Source organism: Microbispora sp. H10949 (assembly GCF_014161435.1).
Taxonomy (GTDB): Bacteria; Actinomycetota; Actinomycetes; order Streptosporangiales; family Streptosporangiaceae; genus Microbispora; species Microbispora triticiradicis.
Genome location: NZ_JABBWZ010000006.1, coordinates 130,700 through 155,595 on the forward strand (window position 1 = coordinate 130,700; position 24,896 = coordinate 155,595).

At 72.9% G+C, this 24,896-nt stretch carries 25 protein-coding genes; 19 read left to right on the forward strand and 6 right to left on the reverse strand.

Annotated features, from left to right (window positions below; genetic code table 11):
- Positions 1–11: 11 nt before the first annotated feature.
- Together HHX40_RS17065 and HHX40_RS17070 are read left to right on the forward strand one after the other, a co-directional pair.
- The gene (locus HHX40_RS17065; RefSeq protein WP_138462887.1) at positions 12–1,019 is read left to right on the forward strand and encodes an NAD(P)H-dependent glycerol-3-phosphate dehydrogenase; all 1,008 of its coding nucleotides are present in this window, start codon (positions 12–14) and stop codon (positions 1,017–1,019) included.
- A 73-nt stretch (positions 1,020–1,092) separates the two neighbouring features.
- On the forward strand, positions 1,093–2,208 hold the full coding sequence (locus tag HHX40_RS17070; protein ID WP_138462888.1) for a D-alanine--D-alanine ligase family protein: 1,116 nt from the start codon (positions 1,093–1,095) through the stop codon (positions 2,206–2,208).
- A 21-nt stretch (positions 2,209–2,229) separates the two neighbouring features.
- Here the strand turns inward: HHX40_RS17070 and HHX40_RS17075 are convergent, their stop codons facing one another.
- Both HHX40_RS17075 and HHX40_RS17080 read right to left on the reverse strand, forming a co-directional pair.
- The gene (locus tag HHX40_RS17075) at positions 2,230–2,682 is read right to left on the reverse strand and encodes a DUF3515 domain-containing protein (RefSeq protein ID WP_182881380.1); all 453 of its coding nucleotides are present in this window, start codon (positions 2,680–2,682) and stop codon (positions 2,230–2,232) included.
- 22 nt (positions 2,683–2,704) lie between these two features.
- Positions 2,705–2,938: an Lrp/AsnC family transcriptional regulator gene (locus HHX40_RS17080; RefSeq protein WP_111698157.1), complete on the reverse strand. Its 234-nt coding sequence runs from the start codon at positions 2,936–2,938 to the stop codon at positions 2,705–2,707.
- Between the two features lie 47 nt (positions 2,939–2,985).
- On the opposite strand from HHX40_RS17080, the gene HHX40_RS17085 reads away from it, so the two are divergent.
- From HHX40_RS17085 to thiD, 3 genes are all read left to right on the forward strand, one after another.
- On the forward strand, positions 2,986–3,954 hold the full coding sequence (locus HHX40_RS17085) for a thiamine-phosphate kinase (RefSeq protein ID WP_182881381.1): 969 nt from the start codon (positions 2,986–2,988) through the stop codon (positions 3,952–3,954).
- Between the two features lie 142 nt (positions 3,955–4,096).
- A complete protein-coding gene (locus HHX40_RS17090; RefSeq protein WP_182881382.1) occupies positions 4,097–5,206 on the forward strand; it encodes a hypothetical protein in 1,110 nt (369 codons plus the stop codon).
- Positions 5,207–5,461: 255 nt separating this feature from the next.
- Positions 5,462–6,259: a bifunctional hydroxymethylpyrimidine kinase/phosphomethylpyrimidine kinase gene (gene thiD, locus HHX40_RS17095; RefSeq protein WP_396775802.1), complete on the forward strand. Its 798-nt coding sequence runs from the start codon at positions 5,462–5,464 to the stop codon at positions 6,257–6,259.
- Positions 6,260–6,315: 56 nt separating this feature from the next.
- Here the strand turns inward: thiD and tsaA are convergent, their stop codons facing one another.
- Positions 6,316–6,720 carry a tRNA (N6-threonylcarbamoyladenosine(37)-N6)-methyltransferase TrmO gene (gene tsaA / locus HHX40_RS17100; RefSeq protein WP_182881384.1) on the reverse strand — a complete coding sequence of 135 codons (405 nt, stop codon included), beginning with the start codon at positions 6,718–6,720 and terminating at the stop codon, positions 6,316–6,318.
- 88 nt (positions 6,721–6,808) lie between these two features.
- Positions 6,809–6,994 (reverse strand): 50S ribosomal protein L28, encoded by a 186-nt coding sequence (gene rpmB / locus HHX40_RS17105; protein ID WP_030506042.1) that lies wholly within the window; start codon positions 6,992–6,994, stop codon positions 6,809–6,811.
- 205 nt (positions 6,995–7,199) lie between these two features.
- Between rpmB and HHX40_RS17110 the strand changes: the two genes are divergently transcribed.
- The 13 genes from HHX40_RS17110 (at position 7,200) to HHX40_RS17170 (ending at position 21,856) form a co-directional block, all read left to right on the forward strand.
- Entirely contained in the window at positions 7,200–8,846 is a 1,647-nt protein-coding gene (locus HHX40_RS17110; RefSeq protein ID WP_182881385.1) for a DAK2 domain-containing protein, read from the forward strand.
- Between the two features lie 37 nt (positions 8,847–8,883).
- Entirely contained in the window at positions 8,884–11,046 is a 2,163-nt protein-coding gene (recG, locus tag HHX40_RS17115; RefSeq protein ID WP_111698195.1) for an ATP-dependent DNA helicase RecG, read from the forward strand.
- A gap of 413 nt (positions 11,047–11,459) precedes the next feature.
- Complete coding sequence (gene rsmD / locus HHX40_RS17120; RefSeq protein ID WP_138462893.1) at positions 11,460–12,029, forward strand: 16S rRNA (guanine(966)-N(2))-methyltransferase RsmD; 570 nt, start codon at positions 11,460–11,462, stop codon at positions 12,027–12,029.
- 17 nt (positions 12,030–12,046) lie between these two features.
- Complete coding sequence (gene coaD / locus HHX40_RS17125) at positions 12,047–12,523, forward strand: pantetheine-phosphate adenylyltransferase (RefSeq protein ID WP_111698171.1); 477 nt, start codon at positions 12,047–12,049, stop codon at positions 12,521–12,523.
- A 69-nt stretch (positions 12,524–12,592) separates the two neighbouring features.
- A complete protein-coding gene (locus HHX40_RS17130) occupies positions 12,593–13,147 on the forward strand; it encodes a YceD family protein (RefSeq protein WP_111698197.1) in 555 nt (184 codons plus the stop codon).
- A 1-nt stretch (position 13,148) separates the two neighbouring features.
- Positions 13,149–13,328 carry a 50S ribosomal protein L32 gene (gene rpmF, locus HHX40_RS17135; protein WP_111698173.1) on the forward strand — a complete coding sequence of 60 codons (180 nt, stop codon included), beginning with the start codon at positions 13,149–13,151 and terminating at the stop codon, positions 13,326–13,328.
- Between the two features lie 287 nt (positions 13,329–13,615).
- Positions 13,616–14,365 (forward strand): ribonuclease III, encoded by a 750-nt coding sequence (gene rnc, locus HHX40_RS17140; RefSeq protein WP_182881387.1) that lies wholly within the window; start codon positions 13,616–13,618, stop codon positions 14,363–14,365.
- A gap of 19 nt (positions 14,366–14,384) precedes the next feature.
- A complete protein-coding gene (gene mutM / locus HHX40_RS17145) occupies positions 14,385–15,266 on the forward strand; it encodes a bifunctional DNA-formamidopyrimidine glycosylase/DNA-(apurinic or apyrimidinic site) lyase (RefSeq protein ID WP_182881388.1) in 882 nt (293 codons plus the stop codon).
- A 70-nt stretch (positions 15,267–15,336) separates the two neighbouring features.
- Positions 15,337–15,606, forward strand: coding sequence for an acylphosphatase (locus HHX40_RS17150; RefSeq protein ID WP_182875400.1), 270 nt, complete (start codon positions 15,337–15,339; stop codon positions 15,604–15,606).
- Positions 15,607–15,794: 188 nt separating this feature from the next.
- On the forward strand, positions 15,795–15,989 hold the full coding sequence (locus HHX40_RS17155) for a hypothetical protein (protein WP_079312688.1): 195 nt from the start codon (positions 15,795–15,797) through the stop codon (positions 15,987–15,989).
- Positions 15,990–16,179: 190 nt separating this feature from the next.
- On the forward strand, positions 16,180–19,893 hold the full coding sequence (gene smc, locus HHX40_RS17160) for a chromosome segregation protein SMC (protein WP_182881389.1): 3,714 nt from the start codon (positions 16,180–16,182) through the stop codon (positions 19,891–19,893).
- A 113-nt stretch (positions 19,894–20,006) separates the two neighbouring features.
- Positions 20,007–21,179: a signal recognition particle-docking protein FtsY gene (gene ftsY / locus HHX40_RS17165; RefSeq protein WP_117408422.1), complete on the forward strand. Its 1,173-nt coding sequence runs from the start codon at positions 20,007–20,009 to the stop codon at positions 21,177–21,179.
- A 134-nt stretch (positions 21,180–21,313) separates the two neighbouring features.
- Positions 21,314–21,856: a dihydrofolate reductase family protein gene (locus HHX40_RS17170; RefSeq protein ID WP_182881390.1), complete on the forward strand. Its 543-nt coding sequence runs from the start codon at positions 21,314–21,316 to the stop codon at positions 21,854–21,856.
- Positions 21,857–21,950: 94 nt separating this feature from the next.
- On the opposite strand, the gene HHX40_RS17175 is transcribed toward HHX40_RS17170, so the two are convergent.
- Positions 21,951–23,021: a PLP-dependent cysteine synthase family protein gene (locus HHX40_RS17175; RefSeq protein ID WP_182881391.1), complete on the reverse strand. Its 1,071-nt coding sequence runs from the start codon at positions 23,019–23,021 to the stop codon at positions 21,951–21,953.
- Between the two features lie 288 nt (positions 23,022–23,309).
- Here HHX40_RS17175 and HHX40_RS17180 point away from each other — a divergent pair, with 288 nt between their 5' ends.
- Positions 23,310–23,903 carry a sigma-70 family RNA polymerase sigma factor gene (locus tag HHX40_RS17180; RefSeq protein ID WP_117408425.1) on the forward strand — a complete coding sequence of 198 codons (594 nt, stop codon included), beginning with the start codon at positions 23,310–23,312 and terminating at the stop codon, positions 23,901–23,903.
- Between the two features lie 91 nt (positions 23,904–23,994).
- Here HHX40_RS17180 and HHX40_RS17185 read toward each other — a convergent pair whose 3' ends face one another.
- Positions 23,995–24,855: a DMT family transporter gene (locus HHX40_RS17185; RefSeq protein WP_220499233.1), complete on the reverse strand. Its 861-nt coding sequence runs from the start codon at positions 24,853–24,855 to the stop codon at positions 23,995–23,997.
- Positions 24,856–24,896 lie beyond the last annotated feature (41 nt).

The following is a 24,896-nucleotide window of genomic DNA, read 5'->3' on the forward strand; positions in this document are numbered from 1 at the left end:
TGGTGCGTCCAGTGACCAGGGCGGCTGTGTTTGGTACGGGCTCGTGGGGCACCACGTTCGCGATGATCCTCGCCGAGGCGGGCACCACTCCGACCCTCTGGGGCAGGCGGGCGCAGATCGTCGACGCGATCAACGAGACCCGGGAGAACCCGGAGTACCTGCCGGGGACGCGGCTGCCCGACACCCTGCGCGCGACGACCGACCCCGCCGAGGCCATGGACGGCGCGGACTTCGTGGTCCTCGCCATCCCGTCCCAGACGCTGCGCGGCAACCTCCAGGTGTGGAAGCACCACATCCCGCCCGGGGCCGTGCTGGTCAGCCTGATGAAGGGCGTCGAACTCGGCACCTGCAAGCGAATGAGCGAGGTCGTCTGCGAGGTGGCGGAGGTGCCGGAGAGCCGGGTGGCCGTGGTCTCCGGGCCCAACCTGGTCCCCGAACTGGCCCGGCGGCAGCCCGCCGCGGCCGTCGTCGCCTGCACCGACGAGGAGGTGGCGGCCCGGCTGCAGGAGGCGTGCCACCTGCCGTGGTTCCGGACGTACACGAACCCGGACGTGGTCGGCGTCGAACTTGGCGGCGCGGTCAAGAACGTCATCGCGCTGGCCGTCGGCGTCGCGGCCGGCATGGGCCTGGGCGACAACGTGCGCGCCACGCTCATGACCCGGGGGCTCGCCGAGATCGCCCGGCTGGGCGCGGCGCTCGGCGCCGACCAGCACACCTTCGCGGGCCTCGCCGGCATGGGCGACCTCGTCGCGACCTGCACCTCGCCGCTGTCGCGCAACCGGACCTTCGGCGAGAACCTGGGCCGCGGGATGACGATGGCCGAGGTCGTCGCGGCCACGAAGCAGACCGCCGAGGGCGTCAAGTCGTGTGAGTCGGTGCTCGAACTGGCCAGGAAGCACGATGTGGAGATGCCGATCACCGAGGTGGTCGTGGGGGTCGTCCACGACGGCATGACCCCCGGAGAGGCCGCCGTGCTGCTCATGTCCCGCACGCCGAAACCGGAGCGCTACGGCGTCTGACCAGCCGTCCGGCTCTCCGCCGCGCGCGGCTGACAAGCCGTTATGCCCCTCGAACACGGTAGATTCGGGCATCATGAATGAGGATCGCGAGTCCCCGTCACGCGTGCGCGTGGCAGTCGTCTTCGGCGGGCGCAACTCCGAGCACGCCGTCTCGCTGATGGGCGCGGGCAGCGTGCTGCAGGCCATCGACCGGACGAAGTACGAGGTCGTCCCCATCGGCATCGCCCAGGACGGGCGCTGGGTGCTGGCCTCCGGCAGCCAGACGTACGCGATCGAGTCGGGCCGCCTCCCCGTCGTGGACGACTCGGGCACGGCGCTCGCGCTGCCCGCGGATTCGGGCGCGCTCGTGGCCCTGGAGCCCGGCGAGATCCCGCTCCCGCTCGGGCAGGTGGACGTCGTCTTCCCGGTCATGCACGGCCCGTTCGGCGAGGACGGAACCATCCAGGGCCTGCTGGAGATGGCCGGGGTCCGTTACGTCGGCTCGGGCGTGCTGGCCAGCGCGGTCGGGATGGACAAGGCGTACATGAAGCTCGTCCTGCGCGCCGCCGGCCTGCCGGTCGGCCCGTTCGTGGTCGTACGGGACCGCGACTGGCGCCTCGACCGCGGCCGGGTGCTGAAGGAGATCGAGGAACTGGGCTGGCCGGTGTTCGTCAAGCCGTCCAGGGCCGGGTCGTCGCAGGGCATCTCCAAGGCGCACGATCCCGAGTCGCTGGAGCAGGCGATCGAGCGGGCCCGCGAGCACGACCCGAAGGTGCTGGTCGAGGCCGCCGTCGTCGGCCGGGAGATCGAGTGCGCGGTGCTGGAGTCGCCGGACGGCGCCGCTCCCGAGGCCAGCGTCCCCGGCGAGGTGCTGGTGCGGGGCGAGCGCGAGTTCTTCGACTTCGAGGCCAAGTATCACCCCGGCCAGATGGAGCTGCGGGCCCCGGCCGACATCCCCGCCGAGGTGGCCGAGACGATCCGGGCCATGGCGGTGCGCGCGTACGAGGCGCTCGGCTGCGAGGGACTGTCGAGGGTCGACTTCTTCTACACGCCGTCCGGGGAGCTGATCGTCAACGAGATCAACACCATGCCGGGCTTCACCTCGCTGTCGGTCGCGCCGCAGCTGTGGGCCGCCACCGGGCTGCCGTACGCCGACCTGGTGGACCGCCTGATCCAGCTCGCCCTGCGCCGCCCCGCCGGGCTGCGCTGACCGTGCCGTCCCAGGCGCCGACTACTCGGGGACGTTGCGTTTGACCGGCCCGGCGAGATCGACCAGCACCGCGGCCGGTTGGTGGTTCTTGGCGATGGTGACCTCGACGTACGCCACCCGGTTGACCGAGGTGAACAGCGTCGGCAGCCGGGGGTCCTGGAACCAGCCGACGCCGTTGACGTCGACGACCTCGGCCGTCGGCTCCATGGCGGCCGGCCGGGGCACACCGCAGCGCAGGGCGATCTGGCCGTCGCCCCAGACGGCGACGTACGGCGAGGGCGGCTCGGAACCGGCCCGGCCGAGCCCGTCGAGCGTCTCCGGCAGGGCCGCGCCGAGCCTGCGGCAGGCCGCCGCGGCCTCGCCGGCGGGAGTGGGCGGCTCCACGTGGACGGTGGACGAGCAGGCCGCGAGCAGGGCCAACGTCACACCCGCCGCGGCCGTGCCCACCGCCCCGGGCCGCCTCGCCACGCGCATCGTCCCCCCGGTCGGTTCGCGGTCAGATGTGGACGATCGGACACGTCAGTGTACGAGTGATGCCCTGCACCGCCTGGATCTGGGCCACCACGAGCTTGCCGAGTTCGTCCACGTTGTTGGCCCGGGCGCGGACGATCACGTCGTAGGGGCCGGTGACATCCTCGGCCTGCGTCACCCCAGGGATGGACGAGATCTCCTCGGCCACGTTGGCCGCCCTGCCGACCTCGGTCTGGATAAGGATGTAGGCCTGCACCATGATGCCCTCCGGGTAGAGATCAGTGCCGGAGCGTAACCGTACCTCGGATGCACAAGGGGTGTGCTATCACAGTCGGAGAACTGGGCGAATTCGGAGTAATTCAGCGAATATCGGGACGGCTTACCCAGGGTGCGGCCGTGCTGCTGGGCCCCGGTGACGACGCCGCGATCCTGCGCGCGCCCGACGGCCGGGTGGTGGTGAGCACGGACCTTCTGGTCGAGGGACGGCACTTCCGCCGCGACTGGTCGGGTGGCTACGACATCGGCCGCAAGGCGGCGGCGCAGAACCTCGCCGACATCGCCGCCATGGGAGCCGATCCCACCGCGCTGGTGGTCGGGCTCGGCCTGCCCCCGGACGCCGCCGCCGACTGGCTGGACGCGCTGACCGACGGCTTCCGCGACGAGTGCGACCTCGTCGGCGCGACCGTGGCGGGGGGCGACGTCACGCGTTCGGAGATCGTCGTGCTCGGGGTGACCGCGCTCGGGGACCTCGGCGGACGGCCGCCGGTGACCCGGTCGGGCGCGCGGCCCGGGGACGTGGTCGCGGTGGCGGGACGCCTCGGTCACGCGGCGGCGGGTCTCGCCCTGCTCACGGCGGGGGCGGGCGCCGGGGCGCCGGAGTTGCGGGAGCTTCCGGAGGCGCACCGGCGCCCCCGGCCGCCGTACGCCTGCGGGCCCCGGGCCGCGCTGCTCGGCGCGACGGCCATGCTCGACGTGAGCGACGGCCTGCTGCAGGACCTCGGGCACGTCGCGGAGGCCTCGGGAGTGGCCGTCGCCCTGGACGCCGCCGCCCTGCCCGTGGCGGAGGTCCTGGCCGCGGCGGCCGGCGAACTGGGGGCCGACCCGCTGGAGTGGGTGCTGACCGGCGGCGACGACCACGCGCTCGCCGCGACCTTCCCTCCCGCCGTACGGCTGCCGCCGGAGTGGACGGTCATCGGCGAGGTCGAGCAGGGTCAGGGCGTCCGCGTGGACGGGCAGGTCAGGACGGTGGGGGGATGGGACCACTTCCGTGAATGATGTGAAATTTGTGACATACGTGTATTAGATCTGTTATTAAGTATGGCGGTCGGCGACAGAGAGGACCGCCATGGGCCGTCACGCGGCAGGACGAAACACCGGAGAAGGTCACCTCCCCCCGGCAGGGGAGGGGACGCCGGACGTGGGTGACCCCGGCGACCCGGAACCGGGGCCGGGCACCAGGACCTTCGCCGCGCTGTCTCCCGAGAGCCTCGCCTCCCACGACGACGCCCCTCGCGGCTTCCTCGGAGCCGGCTGGAACGACCGGCCGGAGCCGCCGAAGCGCCTGCGGCGGATGGCCTTGGTGTCCGGCCTGTCGGTGCTGCTGGCCGTCGGCGTGACGACGGGCGGGGCGCGGCTGATGGCCGGGCGGACCACGCTGACCGTCGACCCGCCCCGGCAGGCCTGCGTGTCCACCGCGGAGTGTGCCGCGAACAGCGCCCCCTCTCTCGGCGCGGGGGCGCCGCAGGAGACCGGCTCCGCCCCGCAGACAGGCGACGCGGCGGGAAGCGCTGTGGGAGACGGAGCCGCGGACGGCCGGACCGGCGAGGACCCGGCACAGGGCGACACCGGTCCCGGCGCGTCACCCCGTCCCGACTCCCAGCCCGATTCCGGCCCCGTCCCGGGCGCCGATCCGGGTCGTGGCCGGGAGAAGGCGCGGACCTCGTCCTCCGCCTCCCCGAAGCCGCGTGCCACGTCGCCCGCCGGGAACCGGAGCGGCGCGCGGACCGGCGCCGGATCCACGCCCGCCGACGTCGGCGCTCCCGCGACGGCCGACGCCCCCGGAGCGGGCGGCACGACGGGTGGCACGGACCCGGGCGGCCCCGTCGCCCTGGACACCTCGGAGCCGGACGAGGCGGGCTCGGCGAACTCTGGCGGGGAGGCCCCGCACACCGACTCGGCCGCCCCAGCCGCCGCGCGGGGCGGCGGCGCCGTCCGCGTGACCTACTCGGCGGCGGGCAGGCGCGGCGCGGCCTACACCGCCAGGCTCGCCGTACGCAACGAGGGCCCGGCGCTGCCCTCCTGGACGCTCCGGCTGCCGGTCGGCGGGCGGGTGACGGCGGTGCGGGGCGCCTCCGGCTGGGAGCAGCAGGGGGACACCCTGGTCGTCACCGGCGAGTCGCTCGCCGAGGGCGGCGAGATCGGCGTCGCCTTCGACGCGGAGGGCACCTCCCGCACCCCGGCCGAATGCTCACTCGCCGAAGGGAGCTGCGCCGTCGCGAGCGGCTCGTCCCGCCACCGTCACCGCTGACGCTCGCGCCCAGGTCCCGTGCCCCGGCGGCGGTCACCGAGGAGTGACGCGCCGCTGCGTGCCTCGCCGCCACCGCTGACCCCGCCGGGAGGTGCCTCGCCGGCGTGGTCACCGAGGTGTGGTGTGCCGTCGTGGGCGGCTCGCCGCGCGTCACGGCGTGCGGTGAGGTCAGCGCCGGAGCCCGGGTGGCCGGGCCCGGGTGTACCCGCGAAGGGGCGCGGCTCGCGTCAAAGGGGACCTGGTTGGATGGTGGCCATGACCACCCCACCACGTGTTCTGACGATCGCGGGCTCCGACTCCGGCGGCGGCGCCGGCATCCAGGCCGACCTGAAGACCATGCTGGCCCTCGGCGTGCACGGCATGAGCGTGATCGCCGCGGTGACGGCGCAGAACTCGCTGGGCGTGCAGGGCTACTGGGAGCTGCCCCCGGAGGCGGTGCGGGCGCAGCTCGACTCGGTCCTCGGCGACATCGGAGCGCAGGCGATCAAGACGGGCATGCTGGCCTCGCCGGCGCTGGTGGAGACCGTCGCCGAGGTCCTCGCGGGCGTGGCCGTTCCCGTCGTGGTGGACCCCGTCGGTGTGTCCAAGCACGGTGACAGCCTGCTCCGGCCGGAGGCCGTGGAGACGGTCAGGAGGACGCTGCTGCCCACGGCGACCGTGGTCACCCCCAACCTGTGGGAGGTCGAGCAACTCACGAACGTCAAGGTCGAAGACGAGGCCGACCTGCCCCGCGCCGCCGAGGCGGTGCTGGCGCTCGGCCCGAAGTGGGCGCTCATCAAGGGAGGGCACCTGCCCGGCGAGCCGGTCGACCTGCTGACCGACGGATCGGCCGAGCACCGCTTCACCGCCGAGCGGCTCGACAACCGGCACACCCACGGCACCGGCTGCACGCTCGCCTCCGCCATCGCGTCCTACCTCGCCCTCGGCGAGGACGTCCCCGGCGCCGTACGGCGGGCCAAGGAGTACGTCACGGGCGCGATCGCGCACGGGTTCCCGCTGGGCGCGGGCATCGGCCCCGTGGACCACGGCTGGCGAACGCGCGCGGACGTCTGAGCGGGATCACGCCGACCGCGCCCGTACCGTGGCGCGGCCGGCGGCGGTCCGTCGCGTCACCGGTCCGGCGTGAGGAGAGGCTTGACGTCGAGGATCGGGGTTCCGTCGAGAGCTTCGAGGTTGCCGACCTGGACGCGCGTTCCGGCGATGGCGAGGATGCGGACCTCGTGCAGGCCGATCGGGTTGGGCCGGTCGGGACTGCGGGTGGTGAAGACGCCGGCGCGCGGACGCGTGGCGTCGCCGCGCGGGTGGACGGCGAGTGTGTCGCGGTCGGCACGGTCGAGCCAGGTGAGCAGGAGCACGTCGGTGCCCGGCGACAGGCCCTCCAGGGCGGGCGCGTACCGCTCGTCGAAGACGAGCCAGGCGCCGGGGGCGCCTTCGTCGGCTTGCAGGGGTGCCGCCGCTCGGTCGGTGAGGGGCGACTCCACTCGCCCGATCACGCGCAGCGTGTATTCGCTCAACAGCCCGAACCCTTCCTGGCTCGCCGATGTCCCGGGAGTGCGAGAGCCCGCCACCGAACCGGTGGCGGGCTCTCGCGGAGTCACACGGTCAGCGGGTGACCTTGCCCGCCTTGATGCAGGAGGTGCAGACGTTCATCCGCTTCGGCGTCCCGTTGACCACCGCGCGCACGGTCTGGATGTTGGGGTTCCAGCGGCGGCGGGTGCGGCGGTGCGAGTGGGAGATGTTGTTGCCGAAAATCGGCTTCTTGGCGCAGACGTCGCAGACGGAAGCCACGGTAATCGCTCCTTTGAATCAGTCGATCGGCCCGGCGCCGGTGCAGCGGCTCATCCGAGCAATGCCGGGACAACCGGCTGGCCACACGAGGATATCCGATGTGCGCCGGTCCACGCCAAACGGGAGCCCGGCGAACGGGGATAGTCTCGTACCCGCCAACGGTAGCGCATCGCGGGGCCGGAGCGCGCGGAAGGAAGGACGGCGGATGCTCAAGGAGCTCGATCCCCCCGCCGTACGGCGCTGGTCCCGGCACTGCGCCACGTCGCTCGGCCGGGCCAGGGCGGAGATCGACGCGCTCAACGTCTTCCCTGTGCCGGACGGGGACACCGGGACGAACCTGCACCTCACGCTCCTTTCCGCGGCCGACGCGCTGGACGCGCTGCCCCCGGGCGCGGACGCCGGCGCCACCTGGGCGGCGCTGGCACGCGGGGCGCTGCTCGGCGCGCGGGGCAACTCCGGCGTGATCGTCAGCCAGGCGCTCAAGGGGCTGGCCGACACGCTCGGCCCGGCCCGGGGCGACGGCGCCGGCCTGCGCGCCGGCCTCGTGAGAGCGGCCGAGACGGCCAGGGCGGCGGTGGCCAGGCCGGTGGAGGGCACCCTGCTCACCGTGCTGTCCGCCGCCGCGCGGGCCGTACGGGACGCGCCGGACGACCTGGCCGGGGTGGCCCGCCTGGCGGCGGACGAGGCACGGCGGGCGCTGCGCCGCACGACCGGGCAGCTCGACGTGCTGTCCCGCAACGGGGTGGTCGACGCGGGCGCGGCCGGGCTGGTGATCGTCCTGGAGAGCCTGGCCGAGGTGGTGACCGAGGCGTACAGCGAGCGGCACGAGGTGCCCGCCCCGGCCGGTCGGGTCGCGCCGGAGGCCCGCGTTGAAGTCGCGCCGGAGGCGCGCGGAGGGATCGCGCCGGAGGCGCGCGGGAGCATCGCGGAGGAGGAGGCGGGGCGGCGGCACGGGGACGGCCCCGGTTACGAGGTCATGTACCTCCTGGACGCGGGCGCGGACGAGGTGGGCCGGCTGAGGGCGGAGCTGGACGCGCTCGGGGACAGCCTCGTGATCGTCGGCGGGGAGGACCTGTGGAACGTCCACGTCCACGTGGACGACGCGGGCGCGGCCGTCGAGGCCGGGCTGCGGGCCGGGCGCCCGCACCGGATCAAGGTCACCTGGCTCGGGGGACGGCCGCACGAGCCGGGCCCGGCCAGGGGAGTGGTCGCGGTCGCCGCCGGAGATGGCCTGGCGGGCCTGTTCGCGGAGGCGGGAGCGGTGGTCGTACGGCGCGAGCCGGGGTCGGTGCCGCCGGTCGCCGCGCTGGTGCGGGCGATCCGCGGGGCCGGCGCCGAGGTCGCGGTGCTGCCCAACGACGCCGCCGTGTACGACGTGGCCGTGGCCGCCGCCGAGATCGCCAGGGAGGAGGGCGCGACCGTCAGCGTCCTGCCCACCCGGGCCTCTGTGCAGGGCCTCGCCGCGTTGGCCGTGCACGACGCCCTCCGCCGGTTCGACGACGACGTCGTGGCGATGACCGACGCGGCCGGGCACACCCGCCACGGGCACGTGTGGGTGGCCGACCGGGCGGCGGTGACCAGTGCCGGCCTGTGCCGTCCCGGCGAGGTCCTCGGCGTGGTGGACGGCGAGGTCGCGCTGATCGGCGCGGACCTGGCGGAGACCGCCGTCGAGGTCGCCCGGCGCCTGGTGTCGGGCGGCACCGAGATGGTCACGCTGGTCGTCGGCGCGGGCGCCCCGCCCGAGGTCCCGCGGGCCGTCGAGGACCACCTGGAGCGGACGCGGCCCGACCTGGAGATCGTCGTCTATGAGGGCGGGCAGGGCGGGTATCCCCTCCTGATCGGCGCCGAGTGAGCCCGATTGTCGGCGCGTACGGGTAGTAATGAGTGTCGTGACGAGCTTCGACGAGCCGCTCAAGAAGGCGGTCGGCAGGTCCGCCGCCCCGCTGGAGAGCGCGCTGGGCATCAGCACGGTCGGCGAACTGCTGCGCCACTATCCGCGGCGCTACGCCCAGCGGGGTGAGCTGACGTCGATCGCGTCGCTGGAGCACGACGAGCACGTGACCGTGGTCGCCAAGGTGTCGTCCGCGGTCCGCCGGCCGATGAAGAACCGGCAGGGCACCTGGCTCGACATGGTGGTGACGGACGGCAGGGAGCGGCTGCACCTGGCCTTCTTCGGCAAGGGCGCCTACGTCGCCGAGCAGCGGCTCCCGCCGGGCACCGAGGCGATGTTCTCGGGGAAGGTCAACGTCTTCGTCGCCGGGAAGTCCCGGCGCGTCTCGCTCACCCATCCCGAGTACGAGTCGTTCGACGAGACGGCGGAGACGGCCGAGGAGTTCGCCTCCGCGCTGGTGCCGATCTATCCCTCGGCCCAGGGGCTGCCGAGCTGGAAGATCCGCCGGGCCGTGCAGACCGTGCTCGACGTGCTCAGCCTGGACGACCCCGTCCCCGGCGAGCTGCGGGAGCGGCTGGGCCTGCTGCCGATCGAGGACGCCCTGCGCCTGGTCCACCGGCCGCGCGGCCAGGGGGACGTTGCGCGGGCCCATGACCGGCTGAAGTTCGACGAGGCGTTCGTGCTGCAGGCCGTCCTGGTGCGGCGGCGGATCGAGGCCTCCGCGTGGGCCGCCACACCACGCGCCCCGCGCGACGGCGGGCTGCTCGGGGAGTTCGACAAGCGGCTGCCGTTCGAGCTCACCGAGGGGCAGCGGCGGGTCGGCGAGGAGATCGCGGCCGACCTCGCCCGCGCGCACCCCATGCACCGGCTCCTGCAGGGCGAGGTCGGCGCGGGCAAGACCGTGGTCGCGCTGCGCGCGATGCTCCAGGTGGTCGACTCCGGCGGCCAGGCCGTGCTGCTCGCCCCCACCGAGGTGCTCGCCCAGCAGCACCACCGGTCGATCGTGGCCATGCTGGGCGATCTCGCGGGCGGCGGCATGCTCGGCGGCACGGCGGTCGCGCTGCTCACTGGGTCCATGGGCGCGGCGGCGCGCAGGAGCGCGCTGCTCGACGCGGCCTCCGGCACGGCCGGCATCGTGATCGGCACCCATGCCGTGCTCCAGGAGCACGTCCAGTTCTTCGACCTCGGGCTGGTCGTGGTCGACGAGCAGCACAGGTTCGGCGTCGAGCAGCGCGACGCGCTGCGCGAGAAGGGCGGCGGCGGGCGGCCCCACGTGCTGGTCATGACGGCGACGCCGATACCGCGCACCGTCGCGATGACCGTGTTCGGCGACCTGGAGGTCTCCACGCTGTCCCAGCTTCCCTCCGGCCGCGCCCCGATCACCACGCACGTGGTGCCCGCCGCCGAGAAGCCCCACTACCTCGACCGGGCGTGGCAGCGGGTCCGCGAGGAGACCGGCCTCGGCCGTCAGGCGTACGTGGTGTGCCCGCGGATCGGCGACCAGGAGGGCGACGAGGGCGACCTGGCGAAGGCCGACGACGAGCGCCGGCCGCCCCTGGCGGTGCTCGACGTCGCGCGGACGCTCGCGGAGGGGCCCCTCGCCGGGCTGCGGATCGAGGCGCTGCACGGCAAGCTGGCGCCCGAGGACAAGGACGCGGTGATGCGCGCCTTCGCCCGGGGGGAGATCGACGTCCTGGTGGCGACCACGGTCATCGAGGTCGGCGTCGACGTCCCCAACTCGTCGGTCATGGTCATCATGGACGCCGACCGCTTCGGCGTCTCCCAGCTGCACCAGCTGCGCGGCCGGGTCGGACGGGGCGGCCTGCCCGGGCTGTGCCTGCTGGTGAGCGAGGCGCCGGAGGGCACCGCGGCGCGCCGCAGGCTCGACGCGGTGGCGACGACCCTCGACGGCTTCGAGCTGTCCCGGGTCGACCTGGAGCAACGCCGGGAGGGCGACGTGCTCGGCGCCGCCCAGTCCGGGCGCAGGTCGTCGCTCAAGCTGCTGCAGTTGCTGCGGGACGAGGACGTCATCGAGGCCGCCCGCGCCGAGGCGACCTCGCTGCTGTCCGCCGACCCCGGGCTGTCGGGCCACCCGGCGCTGCGCGCCGAGATCGACGCCCTGGTCTCCGACGAACGCGCCGAGTTCCTGGAGAAGGCCTGACCGGCCCGATCGGCAGTCCGGCGGCGTGGGGCTCGATGGAAGCCCGGGGAAAGCCTGGGAGAGCCGGGGAAGCCGGAGGAAATTGGAACGGGCGCCGTGCGAACACGACGCCCGTGTGACGACCCAGAGCCCGGCTCAGGGGACGGCCTCCCCCCGAATGCCGTCCCCGGCCGGGCCCGCCTCCGGGTCAGGTGCCGGAGGCGCCGACGTGCGGAAGGGCTCACGATCACGCCGGCCGGCCTCCCGCTGGGTCACCGTGGAGGCCGCAGAACTCATGATGCGCATGGGACAGGGCCAGGGATACGGCTCTTACCCTTTCCTCGCCGCCGCTTGCCCACTCTTGACCGGGCCGATCTACGCCCGGCCCGTTGCCGGAGTGCCGCGGCGGCCGTCGCGGGCGGGACAATGAGGACGTGACGCGGGTGATCGCAGGGACGGCGGGGGGCCGCAGGCTGGCCGTCCCGCCGGGGAGATCGACCAGGCCGACGAGCGACCGCACCCGGGAGGGGGTGTTCGCGACGGTCGGCTCCACGCTCGGGCCGCTGGACGGGACCCGGGCGCTCGACCTGTACGCCGGATCGGGAGCCGTGGGCCTGGAGGCGCTGAGCCGGGGGGCCGCCCACGCGCTGCTGGTCGAGTCGGACGCCAGGGCCGCGCGGACGATCAGGGAGAACATCGCGTCGCTCGGGCTGCCGGGGGCATTCCTGCGGGCCGAGAAGGTCGAGCGGGTGGTCGGCCGCCCGTGCGAGGAGCCGTACGACTTCGTCTTCGCCGACCCGCCCTACGCGGTCTCGGACGAGGCCGTCTCGCGGGTGCTCGCGGCGCTGCGCGACAACGGCTGGCTGGCGGAGGGCGCGCTGGTCGCCGTCGAGCGGGAGTCCAGGGGTAAGGACCTGGTGTGGCCGGAGGGATTCACCGAGGACAGGGTCCGCCGGTACGGCGAAGCGGCCGTTTGGTACGGTCGCGCCGCCGGGAACCCGTGAATCTATGGGGGTGCGCGTTGCGTCGCGTCGTCTGCCCGGGGTCGTTCGATCCCGTCACCAACGGACATCTGGACATCATCGGCCGGACGTCACGGCTGTACGACGAGGTCGTCGTGGCCGTGTTGATCAACATCGAGAAGCGCAGCCTGTTCACCGTCGACGAGCGCATCGAGATGCTCCAGGCGGTGACGAAGGAGTACGGCAACATCCGGGTCGAGAAGTTCCACGGTCTGCTGGTGGACTTCTGCAGGCAGCAGGGCATCCCGGCCATCGTGAAGGGCCTGCGGGCGGTCAGCGACTTCGACTACGAGCTGCAGATGGCCCAGCTCAACTATCGGATGTCGGGGGTGGAGACGCTGTTCATGTCCACCAACCCGGAGTACTCGTTCCTGTCGTCGAGCAGGCTCAAGGAGATCGCCCGGTACGGCGGCGACGTGTCGGGCCTGGTCCCGGACCTCGTCCACCAGCTGCTCATCGAGCGGCTCAGAGGCTGAACGGGGCTGGTATTCTTGCCTTTCAGCCTTGCACGACGGCGGTGATTCGCCATGCCTAACGAGAGCAGGATGAGTCTGCGCAGCCTCGATCCCCGTGCCCCCTGGGTGATTTCCACCCATGATCTGGGACGCCGACCGGGATCGATGCGCACCCTCGCCCCGACCCTCCCGGCGCCGGTGGACCTCGCGGTCGGAATGATCGGCGTTCCCAAGGACGCCGACGTCGAGCTGGACATCCGGCTCGAGGCGGTGATGGAGGGCGTGCTCGTGACGGGCACGGCGCAGGCTCCCCTCACGGGGGAGTGCTCGCGCTGCCTGGATCCGTTGACCTCGGAGATCGAGGTCGACTTCCAGGAGCTCTACTTCTACTCGGCGGAGGACGCCGGAGAGGACGATCTGCTCCTCGACGGCGAACTGCTCGATCTCGAGCCGGTATTCCGTGACGCGGTGGTGCTCGCACTGCCGCTGAGCCCGGTGTGCGGTGAAGATTGCCCCGGTCTCTGCGCGGAGTGCGGAGTCAGGCTGGCGGAGGCCGGCCCGGACCACCGGCACGAGACGGCCGACCCCCGCTGGGCGGCGCTGCAGGGTTTGGTTGTGGAACAGGAAGACGATCAGGAGGGTTGACGTGGCCGTCCCCAAGCGGAGAATGTCGCGGAGCAACACCCGCGCCCGCAGGTCCCAGTGGAAGGCGGCGGCAGTCGCACTCGTGAGCTGCCCGCAGTGCCGCTCGCCCAAGCGCCCGCACGTGGCGTGCCCGACCTGCGGCACCTACAACCGCCGTCAGGTCGTCGAGCCGTCGGCCTGATCGCGCGCAAGCTGCCGCGAGCACGGCCCGGAGACCCGTCTCCGGGCCGCGCACAGTAATCGGGACGCCGGCCGGATCGTCAACAGGACCCGGCCGGCGTTACCGTTCTTCGAGGAACGTGCGGCGGTAGGACGGTAGACACGCACCGGCATGCACGCCCGCGGCCGTGGTGGACGCCGGGGCCATCGGCTCCCGGCGGACCGGCGTCCACCACGCCTTCGGGCCATCGGCGGATCCACCTGCCTCCCGCGCACGGACCTGTCCCGCGCAGGAGTTGGGAGGAATCCATGGCCGCACCATCGGCGAAACCCGTGCCCGTCGAGATCGCCAGAGACGAGCTTCACCAGTTGCTGGACGTCCGGCTCACCACCGGAATCCTGGAGCGGGCGCTGACGCACCGCTCGTACGCGTACGAGAACGGCGGGCTGCCGACCAACGAGCGCCTGGAGTTCCTGGGTGACTCGGTGCTCGGCCTGGTGGTGACGGACACGCTGTACCGCAACCACCCGGACCTGCCGGAGGGCCAGCTCGCGAAGCTGCGCGCCGCCGTGGTCAACATGCGGGCGCTCGCGGACGTCGCCAGGACGCTCGACCTCGGCAAGTACCTGCGGCTCGGCCGCGGCGAGGAGGGCACCGGCGGACGGGACAAGTCCTCCATCCTGGCCGACACGCTGGAGGCCCTGATCGGCACCGTGTACGTCGACAAGGGCCTGGACGAGGCGTTCCGCGTCGTCCACCTGCTGTTCGACCCGCTCATCACGCGGTCGGCGTCGCTCGGCGCCGGGCTCGACTGGAAGACGTCCCTGCAGGAGCTCACCGCCGCCGAGATGCTCGGCGTGCCGGAGTACCACGTCGACGAGAGCGGGCCCGACCACGCCAAGTCCTTCTCGGCCGTCGTGCGCGTGGGCGGCAAGGAGTACGGCAAGGGCGCCGGGCGCAGCAAGAAGGAGGCCGAGCAGCAGGCGGCCGAGGCGGCCTGGACCGCGATCCGCGCGATGCGCGACGCCCGCGAGGGCGCCGGCCCCGTCCGCGCCTGACCCCGCCCGGGGAGGGAACATGCCCGAACTGCCCGAGGTCGAGGTCGTACGCAGGGGCCTGGAACGCTGGGTCGCCGGCCGGACGGTCGTCGCGGCCGAGGTGCTCAACCCCCGGGCGGTCCGCCGCAACACCGGCGATCTGGCCGCCCAGCTCAAGGACCGCACCCTCGCCTCGGCCGAGCGCAGGGGCAAGTACCTGTGGCTGCCCCTGCTGGACGGTCCCGCGGGTGCGGAGGAGGCGGGGGAGTCGCTGCTCGCCCACCTGGGCATGAGCGGCCAGCTTCTCGTCGTGGACCCGACCGCGCCGATCGAGAAGCATCTGCGGGTCCGCATGGGCTTCGCCGACGGCGGGCCGGAGTTACGCTTCGTCGACCAGCGCACCTTCGGGCACCTGCTGGTCGCCCCGATGACCGCGGGGCGGGGCCGGGCGGTGCCCGAGCCGGTGGCGCACATCGCCGCCGACCCGCTGGAGGACGCCTTCGACGACGCCGAGTTCGCCGTCCGGCTGCGGCTACGCCGTACCGGGATCAAACGGGCACTGCTCGACCAGTCGCTGATCAGCGGGGTCGGCAACATCTACGCGGACGAGGCGTTGTGGCGGGCGCGGCTGCACTGGGCGCGCCCGACCGAGGCGCTGACCCGGCCGAAGATCTTCGAGCTGCTCGCGGCGGTCCGCGCCGTCATGACCGAGGCCCTCGGCCAGGGCGGCACGTCCTTCGACAGCCTGTACGTCAACGTGAACGGCGAGAGCGGCTACTTCGACCGGTCGCTCGCGGTGTACGGCAGGCGCGACGAGCCCTGCCGCCGGTGCGGCACGCCGGTCAGGCGGGAGGCGTTCATGAACCGGTCCTCCTACAGCTGCCCGAAGTGCCAGCCCCGCCCGAGGAACGCGCGCCCCTAGCCCGGCCCCAGCCCGCCCGTAGCCCCACCCCCGGCGATCGCCGCCGGAGGCGATCTGGATACTTGTATTCGTGATTCGGTTGACGGCTTGGGTCCGGGGACGGGTGCAGGGTGTGGGGTTCCGCTGGTGGACCCGCGCCCGCGCGCTGGAACTCGGGCTGGTCGGGTGGGCCGCGAACCTGGCCGACGGAAGGGTCGAGGTCGTCGCCGAGGGTCCCAGGGAGTCGTGTGACAAGCTCCTGGACCTGTTACGCGGCGGTGACACGCCCGGCCACGTCGAGGGGGTGGTCGAGCGCTGGAGCGAAGCGAAGCGGAGTATCGCCGGGTTTGTCGAGAGGTAGGGCTTCCCTCAAACCCCGTAAATCCGGTATATTTACCTAGCGAGAGTGCCCACCGGCTTCATCGTGCGGAGCGTTCAACTTGACCGTCTCCAATGCCGGTGCGACTCTTGAGAGGAACCACGCGCACCCCTCCCGCGGCATGAAGTGCGCGAACCAGTCTGGTCACTCAGCGTGGAGGACCCTTTACTATGGCGAAGGCTCTACTCGGCCACGTCGGCGGTCCTGATCCTCGAATGATCTCGGAAATGCGTCGCCTCCAGCAGCGCATCCGCGACCTCGAGGCAGAACTCAACCGGCTCCAGGCCCAGAACGACGCGCTCGCGGCGCAAACTCGTGATGAGGCCCTGGTCCGGCTGCAGGATCGCGAGCCGGCTCTCACCTGAGGGACCGGCCGGAACAGGAAAAGGATTGTAGGGACGCCCCGCAAAGGCGTCCCTTGCCATTTCCGGAACTGTTCCACGGGAATTGCCACCCCGGCCGGCCGGATGTCAAGCGGCGTCTATTCCGCGTACTCCGGCCCCGGGACCTGTAGTCTTTCCCCCCAGCCGACGGGCGAGACCGAGGGGGGCGGACGTGTACCTGAAGACGCTCACCTTACGCGGTTTCAAGTCGTTCGCCTCGGCCACCGCCCTCCGTTTCGAGCCCGGCATCACGGCGGTGGTCGGCCCCAACGGATCCGGCAAGTCCAACGTCGTCGACGCCCTCGCCTGGGTGATGGGCGAGCACAGCGCCAAGTCGCTGCGCGGCGGCAAGATGGAGGACGTCATCTTCGCGGGCACCTCCAGCCGCCCGCCCCTCGGCCGCGCCGAGGTCACCCTGACGATCGACAACGGTGACGGCGCGCTGCCGATCGACTACACCGAGGTCACGATCAGCCGGCTGATGTTCCGGTCGGGCCAGAGCGAGTACGCCATCAACGGCGACACCTGCCGCCTGCTCGACATCCAGGAACTGCTGTCCGACTCCGGCATCGGCCGGGAGATGCACGTCATCGTCGGCCAGGGCCAGCTCGACCAGGTGCTGCACGCCGGCCCCGAGGAGCGCAGGGCGTTCATCGAAGAGGCCGCGGGCGTGCTCAAGCACCGCAAGCGCAAGGAGAAGGCGCTCCGCAAGCTCGACGCGATGCAGGCCAACCTCACCCGCGTCCAGGACCTCGTGGCCGAGCTGCGCCGCCAGCTCAAGCCGCTCGGCCGGCAGGCCGAGATCGCCAGGAAGGCGGCCGTCATCCAGGCCGACCTGCGCGACGCGCGGCTGCGCCTGCTCGCCGACGACGTCGTGACCCTCCGCGACACCCTGCAGCGCGAGGAGGCCGACGAGGCGGCCGTACAGGCCAGGAGGGCCCGGGTGGAGGCCGAGCTGGCCGAGGGCCAGCGGCGGGAGGCCGAGCTGGAGACCGCCGAGAACGAGGCCCAGCCGCGGCTGAAGGCGGCCCAGGAGACCTTCTACCACCTCTCTGGCCTGCGGGAGCGGCTGCGCGGCGTGGAGAGCCTGGCGGCCGAGCGCAGGCGGCACGCCGCCGACGCCGCGTCCGTCGAACGGCGCGGGCGCGATCCGGAGGAACTGGAGCGCGAGGCCGCCGAGGTGCGCGAGCAGGAGCGGGTGCTGGCCGACGAGCTGGACGAGGCGCGCGAGCGGCTCGCCGCCGCCGTCGAGGTGCGTGCCGAGGCCGAGGAGGCGCTGGCCGCCGAGGAGCGGCGCCTCTCGGTCGCCGCCCGCGCCGCGGCCGACCGCAGGGAGGCGCTCGCCCGCCTGCGCGGCCAGGTCGAGTCGGCCAGGAGCCGGGCCAGGGCCGCCGGGGACGAGATCGGCCGGCTCACCAGGGCCGTCGAGGACGCCACCCGCCGCGCCGAGCAGGCCCAGGACGAGCTGGACACGGGTGTGCTCGACGAGCCCGCGGCCGACCCCGAACTCGTAGCGGAGCTGGAGAGCGCGCAGGAGGGCGTCGACCTCGCCCGCGCCGCGGTGGAGGAGGCCAGGGCCGTCGCCGAGCAGGCCGGGGCCGTGGTGGAACGGGAGCGGGCCGCCCTGGCCGCGCCCGGCGCCGCGCTGGCCGCCGCGAAGGCCGCCGTCGGCGCCGCCCGCGCCGCCGACTCCGAGTCGCAGCGCGCCGTCGCCGCCCTGCAGGCCCGGTGCGAGGCCCTGGAGATGAGCCTCGCCGGAGGCGCCGACGGGGCCGCCGCGCTGCTCGGGGCGGGCCTGCCCGGGGTGCTCGGCCCCGTCGCCACGCTGCTGGCCGTACGGCCGGGGGCGGAGGCCGCCGTCGCGGCCGTGCTGGCGGTGGACGGCGTGGCCGTCGCCTCGCTCACCGCCGCCGTGGCGGCCGTCGAGCATCTGCGTGAGGCCGGCGCCGGCCGCGCCGCACTGCTCGTCGCGGCGGACCGGCACGAAGCCTGCGACCGGCCGGAGCCGCCCGTCGCGGGCGCGGAGTGGGCGGCCGACCTGGTGGCCGTGCCGGACGAGCTGCGCCCGGCGGTGGAGGCGCTGCTGTCCGACGTGGTCGTGGTGTCCGACCTGCCGGCCGCGCGCAAGGTCGTGGACTCCCATCCGGAGCTGCGGGCCGTCACCACGTCGGGCGACCTGCTCGGGGTCCACGCGGCGCACGGCGGCTCCGGCGGGGGGTCCTCGCTGCTGCAGATGCGGACCGCCCTCGACGAGGCCGCCGCCGACCTGGCCACCGCCAGGGCCGGGGCCGAGCGGCACGCCGAGGCGCTCGCGGAGGCCGTGGCCGCCGAGCGGGAGTGCCAGCTCGCGCTGGAGGAGGCCCAGACGCGGGTGGCCGAGGCGCAGAGCGGTGTGAGCGCCGCCCAGAGCGGCGTCAACGACGCCCAGAACGGGCTGAACGCGGCGCAGGCGGTGCTCGACCGGCTGCGCGGCAGGCAGCGGGAGGCCGACCAGAGGGCCGCCGCCGCGGCCAAGCAGCTCGCCCGGCTGGAGGCAGCCGTCAAGGCCGCCCAGGACGAGGCGGCCCGGCTGGGCGGGTCGGTGCGCGACGCGCAGGAGGCCCGCGAACAGGCCCAGGCCGTGGTGGTGGAGCTGGAGGAACAGCTCGCCGAGGCGGAGTACGCCGCCGAGCTGGAGGCCGAGCCGACCACCGACACCCGTGACGAGCTGGCCACCGTCTGCGGCGTCACCCGCCAGGCCGAGATGGAGGCCCGGCTGACCGTCCGTACGGCGGAGGAGCGGTCGCGGGGCATCGCGGGCCGCGCCGACGGCCTGCTCCGCGCGGCCCAGCGGGAGCGGCAGGACCGCGCGCGGGCCGCGGCGGACCGGGAACGCCGGCGCAGGCAGGCCGAGATCGCCGCCGCGGTCGCCGAGGGCGCCCGCACCGCGCTGACCGCACTGGAGGGCTCGCTCGCGCGGGCCGCCGAGGAGCGCGACGAGGCCGAGCGGGCGCGCGGGCAGATCGACGCCGAGCTGAAGCAGGTGCGCCTGCGCGTCCGCGAGCTCGGCTCGGAGCTGGACGCCCTCGTCAACCGGGTCCACGGCAGCGAGATGGCGAGGACGGAGCGGCGGCTGCGCCTGGAGCAGATGGAGCAGCGGGCCCTGGAGGAGTACGGCATCGAGCTGGAACCCCTCATCGCCGAGTACGGTCCCACGGCGCCGGTGCCGGGCGAGCCGCCCGTGCCGTACGTGCGGGAGGAGCAGGAGAAACGGGCCAGGACGGCCGAGCGGCAGATGACCCAGCTCGGCAAGGTCAATCCGCTGGCGCTGGAGGAGTTCGCCGCGCTGGAGGAACGGCACGCCTTCCTGACCTCCCAACTGGAGGACCTCAAGAAGACCCGGCGCGACCTGCTGCTCGTGGTCAAGGAGGTCGACGACCGGGTCGAGCAGGTCTTCGCGGCGGCGTACGAGGACGTGGCGCGCGAGTTCGAGCAGATCTTCGGCCGGGTCTTCCCCGGCGGGGAGGGCCGCCTGCTGCTGACCGACCCCTCCGACATGCTGACCACCGGAGTCGAGGTCGAGGCCCGGCCGCCGGGCAAGAAGGTCAAGCGGCTGTCGCTGCTGTCCGGCGGCGAGCGGTCGCTGACGGCGGTGGCGTTCCTCATCTCGATCTTCAAGGCCCGTCCGTCGCCGTTCTACGTCATGGACGAGGTCGAGGCGGCCCTGGACGACACCAACACCCAGCGGCTGCTGACTCTCTTCGAGGAACTGAGACAGACCTCACAGCTCATCGTGATCACGCACCAGAAGCGCACCATGGAGATCGCCGACGCGCTGTACGGCGTGTCGATGCGCGGCGACGGCGTCACCCAGGTCGTGAGCCAGCGTCTGCGGGAGAAGGTCTAGCCCCGCCCGGTCTCCGGGCGCCCCGATCCGGTGACGGCCGGGGCGTGCCGGAGGCGCGCGGCGGGCGGGTCCGCGCGACCGAGCACTGCCGGTTGTCTGGGAAACTGCATGGTGTGGACGGTTACCTCGGCATCATCGTGATCGTGGCCATCGTCGCCATACTGGCGGTGGGTGGCCTGTGGCTGCTGTTCCGGCCGAAGGCGAAGGACCTGCCGCCCGCGCCGCCGGCCCCGCCCGAGCCGAAGGCTCCCGTCGTGGAGGAGCCGCTCAAGGCGGGACTGGGTGAGGAGGACGGCGGCACGACGACCACGCTGCCTCCCCCCATCGAGGAGCTGATCAAGGCTCCGGAGATCGAGGTCCCGCCGCCGTCGGCGGGACGGATGGTCCGGCTGCGCAGCCGCCTGGCTCGCTCGCAGAACGTCCTCGGCAGGGGACTGCTCGAACTGCTGTCGCGGGACCGGCTCGACGACGACGTCTGGGACGAGATCGAGGAGACCCTGATCACCGCCGACGTCGGCGTCGCGCCCACCCGCGCGATGGTGGAGGAACTGCGGACGAAGGTGAAGGTGCTCGGCAGCCGCACCCCCGACGAGGTGCGCAGGCTGCTGCGCGAGGAACTGCTCACGCAGATCGCGCCGGACCTCGACCGCACCCTCCACACCCGGCCGCACGGGGAGCGGCCCGCCGTCGTGCTCGTCGTCGGCGTCAACGGCACCGGCAAGACCACCACCTCGGGCAAGCTCGCCCGGGTGCTGGTCGGCGACGGCGGGAAGGTCGTGCTCGGCGCCGCCGACACCTTCCGGGCCGCCGCCACCGACCAGCTCCAGACGTGGGGCGACCGGGTGGGCGCGGGCGTCGTACGCGGACCCGAGGGCGGCGACCCGGCGTCCGTGGCGTTCGACGCCGTGGCCAAGGGCATCGAGGACAAGGCCGACACCGTGATCATCGACACCGCGGGACGGCTGCACACCAAGACCGGGCTCATGGACGAGCTGGGCAAGGTCAAGCGGGTGATCGAGAAGAAGGCGACGGTGGACGAGGTGCTGCTCGTCCTCGACGCCACCACCGGCCAGAACGGCATGCGCCAGGCGCAGGTCTTCGCCGAGGTGGTCAACGTGACCGGCATCGCCCTGACCAAGCTGGACGGCACCGCCAAGGGCGGCATCGTGATCTCGGTCCAGCGCGAGCTGGGCGTGCCGGTGAAGCTCGTCGGCCTCGGCGAGGGCCCGGACGACCTCGCGCCGTTCGACCCCGAGGTCTTCGTGGACGCCCTCATCGGCGAGTAGCGGCGGGGGGCGGGCCCGGCGGCCCGCCCCGGACCCGCCGGTCGTCGTCACGGCCGGTTGTCGTCAGGGCCGGTTGTTTGTCAGGGCCGCTCGCTATCTTGCCTCGACAAGGATCCATCCTGTGGAGGTAGGTCATGGCGAAGATGCTGTACTCGGCCACGATGTCGGTGGACGGCTACATCGCGGGACCCGGCGGCGACATGTCCTGGCTGACCGAGCACATCGGGCCGAACCCGCTGGTGGATCGGCTGATCCGCGACATCGGCGCGCTGCTCGTCGGCAACCGCACGTTCGGCGGCGACGACCCGCATCGGGGCACCGACAAGGAGGGCAAGCCCTTCGGCGGCGGGTGGGAGGGGCCGCAGTTCGTGCTCACCCACCTCGCCCCGGCGACGCCCGTGCCGGGTGTCACCTTCGTCGGCGACCTGATGGAGGGTGTCGCCGCCGCCAAGGCCGCGGCGGGTGACAAGTACGTCAACATCCTCGGCGCCGAGGTCGCCCGGCAGTGCGTCGAGGCTGGGGTTCTCGACGAGATCCTCGTGTTCGTGGCGCCCGTCCTGCTCGGGGACGGGGTTCGGCTGTTCGAGCACGCGGGCGGCGCCCGGGTCCGGCTGGAACGCCTCAGCCTGACCGAGACGCCGGCCGCGACGACCATCTGGCTGCGCGTCGTCCGATAGGAGCCCTGGCCGGGGGCCGGGTCGCCCCGGCCAGGCCGGCTCAGCTCGGGTCAGCGCAGCTCAGGTCAGGTCAGCGCAGCCCGATCGGCTCGGGTCAGCTCGCGAGGAACGCGCGCAGGTCGCCGAGGTGGGGCCCGATGTCGATGCCCTGGTCGGCGAGCCAGCGCGGGCTGCCGTAGGTGTCGCGGTAGCGCTCCGCGCCGTCGCAGATCAGGGTGACCACGCTGCCCCGCTCGCCCCGTTCGCGCATCTCCCGGATGATCTGTACGGCCGCCGCGATGTTGGTGCCGGTCGAGCCGCCGACCTCCCGGCGGGTGACCTCCCTGACCCAGTGCATGGCCGCGATCGACAGCGCGTCCGGGACCTGGCACATCCTGTCGATGACCGTCGGCAGGAACGACGGCTCGACCCTCGGCCGGCCGATCCCCTCGATCCGCGATCCGGCGCCGCCGCGCTCCTCGCCGGAGACCCAGGACGGGTAGAACGCCGAGCCCTCCGGGTCCGCCACGCACAGCCGGGTCTGATGGCGGCGGTAGCGGATGTAGCGGCCGATCGTCGCCGAGGTCCCGCCGGTCCCCGCGCCGACCACGATCCAGGCGGGCTCGGGGTGCCGCTCCAGGGCCATCTGCTGGAAGACGCTCTCGGCGATGTTGTTGTTGCCCCGCCAGTCCGTCGCCCGTTCCGCGTAGGTGAACTGGTCCATGTAATGGCCGCCGGTCTCGGCGGCGAGGCGGTGTGACTCGTCGTAGATGGCCCTCGGGTCGTCCACGAGGTGACACTTGCCGCCGTAGAACTCGATGATCTCCCGCTTCTCCGGGGACGTGCCCGCCGGGATCACCGCGATGAACGGCAGGCCGAGCAGGCGGGCGAAGTACGCCTCGCTCACGGCGGTGGACCCGCTGGACGCCTCGATGACCGTCGTGGTGGGGCCGATCCAGCCGTTGGCGAGGCCGTACAGGAAGAGGGACCGGGCGAGACGGTGCTTGAGTGAACCGGTCGGGTGTACCGACTCGTCTTTCAAGTAGAGGTCGACACCCCAGTGCGAAGGGAGCGGGAAGGCGTGGAGATGAGTGTCGCAGCTTCGGTTGGCGTCGGCCTCGACGGCCTGGATGGCCTCGGCCACCCACGCCCGCGTCGCGGCGTCATGCCGGTCCAGGTGGTTCATGGCGCCACTTTAGCCAGTGAACTCCGCCACATTTTACGCCGGATTGAGGCTTCAGTGTTACGCTAACGAGACTTGTTCGGCCTGCGCGTGACCTGGCCGCGTGGGACCGGCCCCGGAAGCGATGGCGCTGAGTGATGGGGCTGAGGGATGAGGATGACCACTCCGGACGAGCTAACGGCGTGCTTAGGCCCTGACCGGCACGATGTCCTTGGCAGAACAATGAACGGTCGTCCTCGCATGTGTTCGGGCCGGACGGGTAACGGGGGATAAGTTCCGTAGGGGGAAGAGATGATCTCGACCGACGAGCAGCGGCAGACATGGTTCGAGCGTGAGGTCGTGCCGGTGACGAGCCAGCTCTACGCCTCCGCCATGCGCCTGACGCGCAACCCCGCCGACGCGGAGGACCTGGTCCAGGAGACGGTCGCCAAGGCGTACACCTCCTACCACCAGTTCCGCGAGGGCACGAACCTCAAGGCGTGGCTGCACAGGATCCTGACCAACAACTTCATCAACGACTACCGCAAGAGGCAGCGGTCGCCCAAGCTGTCGGCCGCCGAGGAGATCGAGGACTGGCAGCTCGCCGCGGCGGAGTCGCACATGTCGACCGGCCTGCGCTCCGCCGAGACCGAGGCGCTCGACCTGATCCCCGACAGCGTCGTGATGAACGCCCTGCGCGCACTGCCGGAGGAGTTCCGGGTGGCGGTCTACCTGGCCGACGTGGAAGGGTTCGCGTACAAGGAGATCGCCGACCGGATGGGCACCCCGATCGGCACCGTCATGTCCCGCCTGCACCGGGGCCGCCGGCAGCTGCGGGGAATGCTCGAGGGCTACGCCCGCGAGGAGGGCGTCGTCCGGGTGCCCGAACCCGCCTGCGCTGCCTGAGTCCGGCCTTTCCGAGCCGGGCTGTGCAGCCTGAGTCCGGCCTTTCCGAGCCGGGCCGCGCCGCCTGAGCCCGGCCTCTCAGCGGGGCTGGTCAGGCGGCGGCGATGAGGGCGATCGCGCCGAGCGCGAAGCCGACGCCGGTGATCTGCACGGGGCTCAGCCGTTCGCCCAGCACGTACCTCGCCAGCAGCAGCGTGCTCGCCGGATAGAGCGACACCAGGACCGCCACCAGGGTGAGCATCCCCCGCTGCGCCGCGAAGAGATACAGCACGTTGGCGGCCATGTCGAGCACGCCGGCCACGACCGTCACCCGAAGGGAGCCCGGCGCCGGGCGCAGGCCCCTGCGCGTGGCGAGGGCGAGCAGGGCGACGAGCGTGATCGACGCGAGCCTCGCGCCCAGCAGCGGCCAGGCCCCCGAGTCGGCCGGAGCAAGCTTGAGCAGCACGAAGAACCCGCCGAAGCCCGCTCCCGACACCAGCGCGGCGACGACCGGACCGAGCCTCGGACGGCTCGCCCCGCCGCCCGGCTCCCGGCTGACCAGCAGGACGGCGAACAGGCCGAGCGCGACCCCGCCCAGCGCCAGGGGCGACGGACGGTCGCCGGTGAGCAGGCCGAAGACCACCGGGACCGCCATCGCGGTCGTGGCGGTGGTGGGGGCGACCACGGACATCATGCCGGTGGCCAGGCCGCGGTAGAACAGCACGATGCCGAAGGCCCCGGCGACGCCCGACGCCGTCCCCCAGAGCAGCGCCGCCGTGCTGGCGTGCCCCGGCAGGATCGGGAGGAGGGCGACGACCAGCAGCATGCCGCCCAGTTGCGAGAGCACGACGACGGCCAGCACCTTCGATCGTCTGGTGGCGAGGCCCCCGAAGAAGTCGGCCGTACCGAAGATCACCGCGCATGCGGTCGCGAGCGTGATCGCCGTCACGACCAACCCCCAAGAAAACTTCATGAATAGTGCAATGGACTGCAATAGTAGACCAATATAATGGA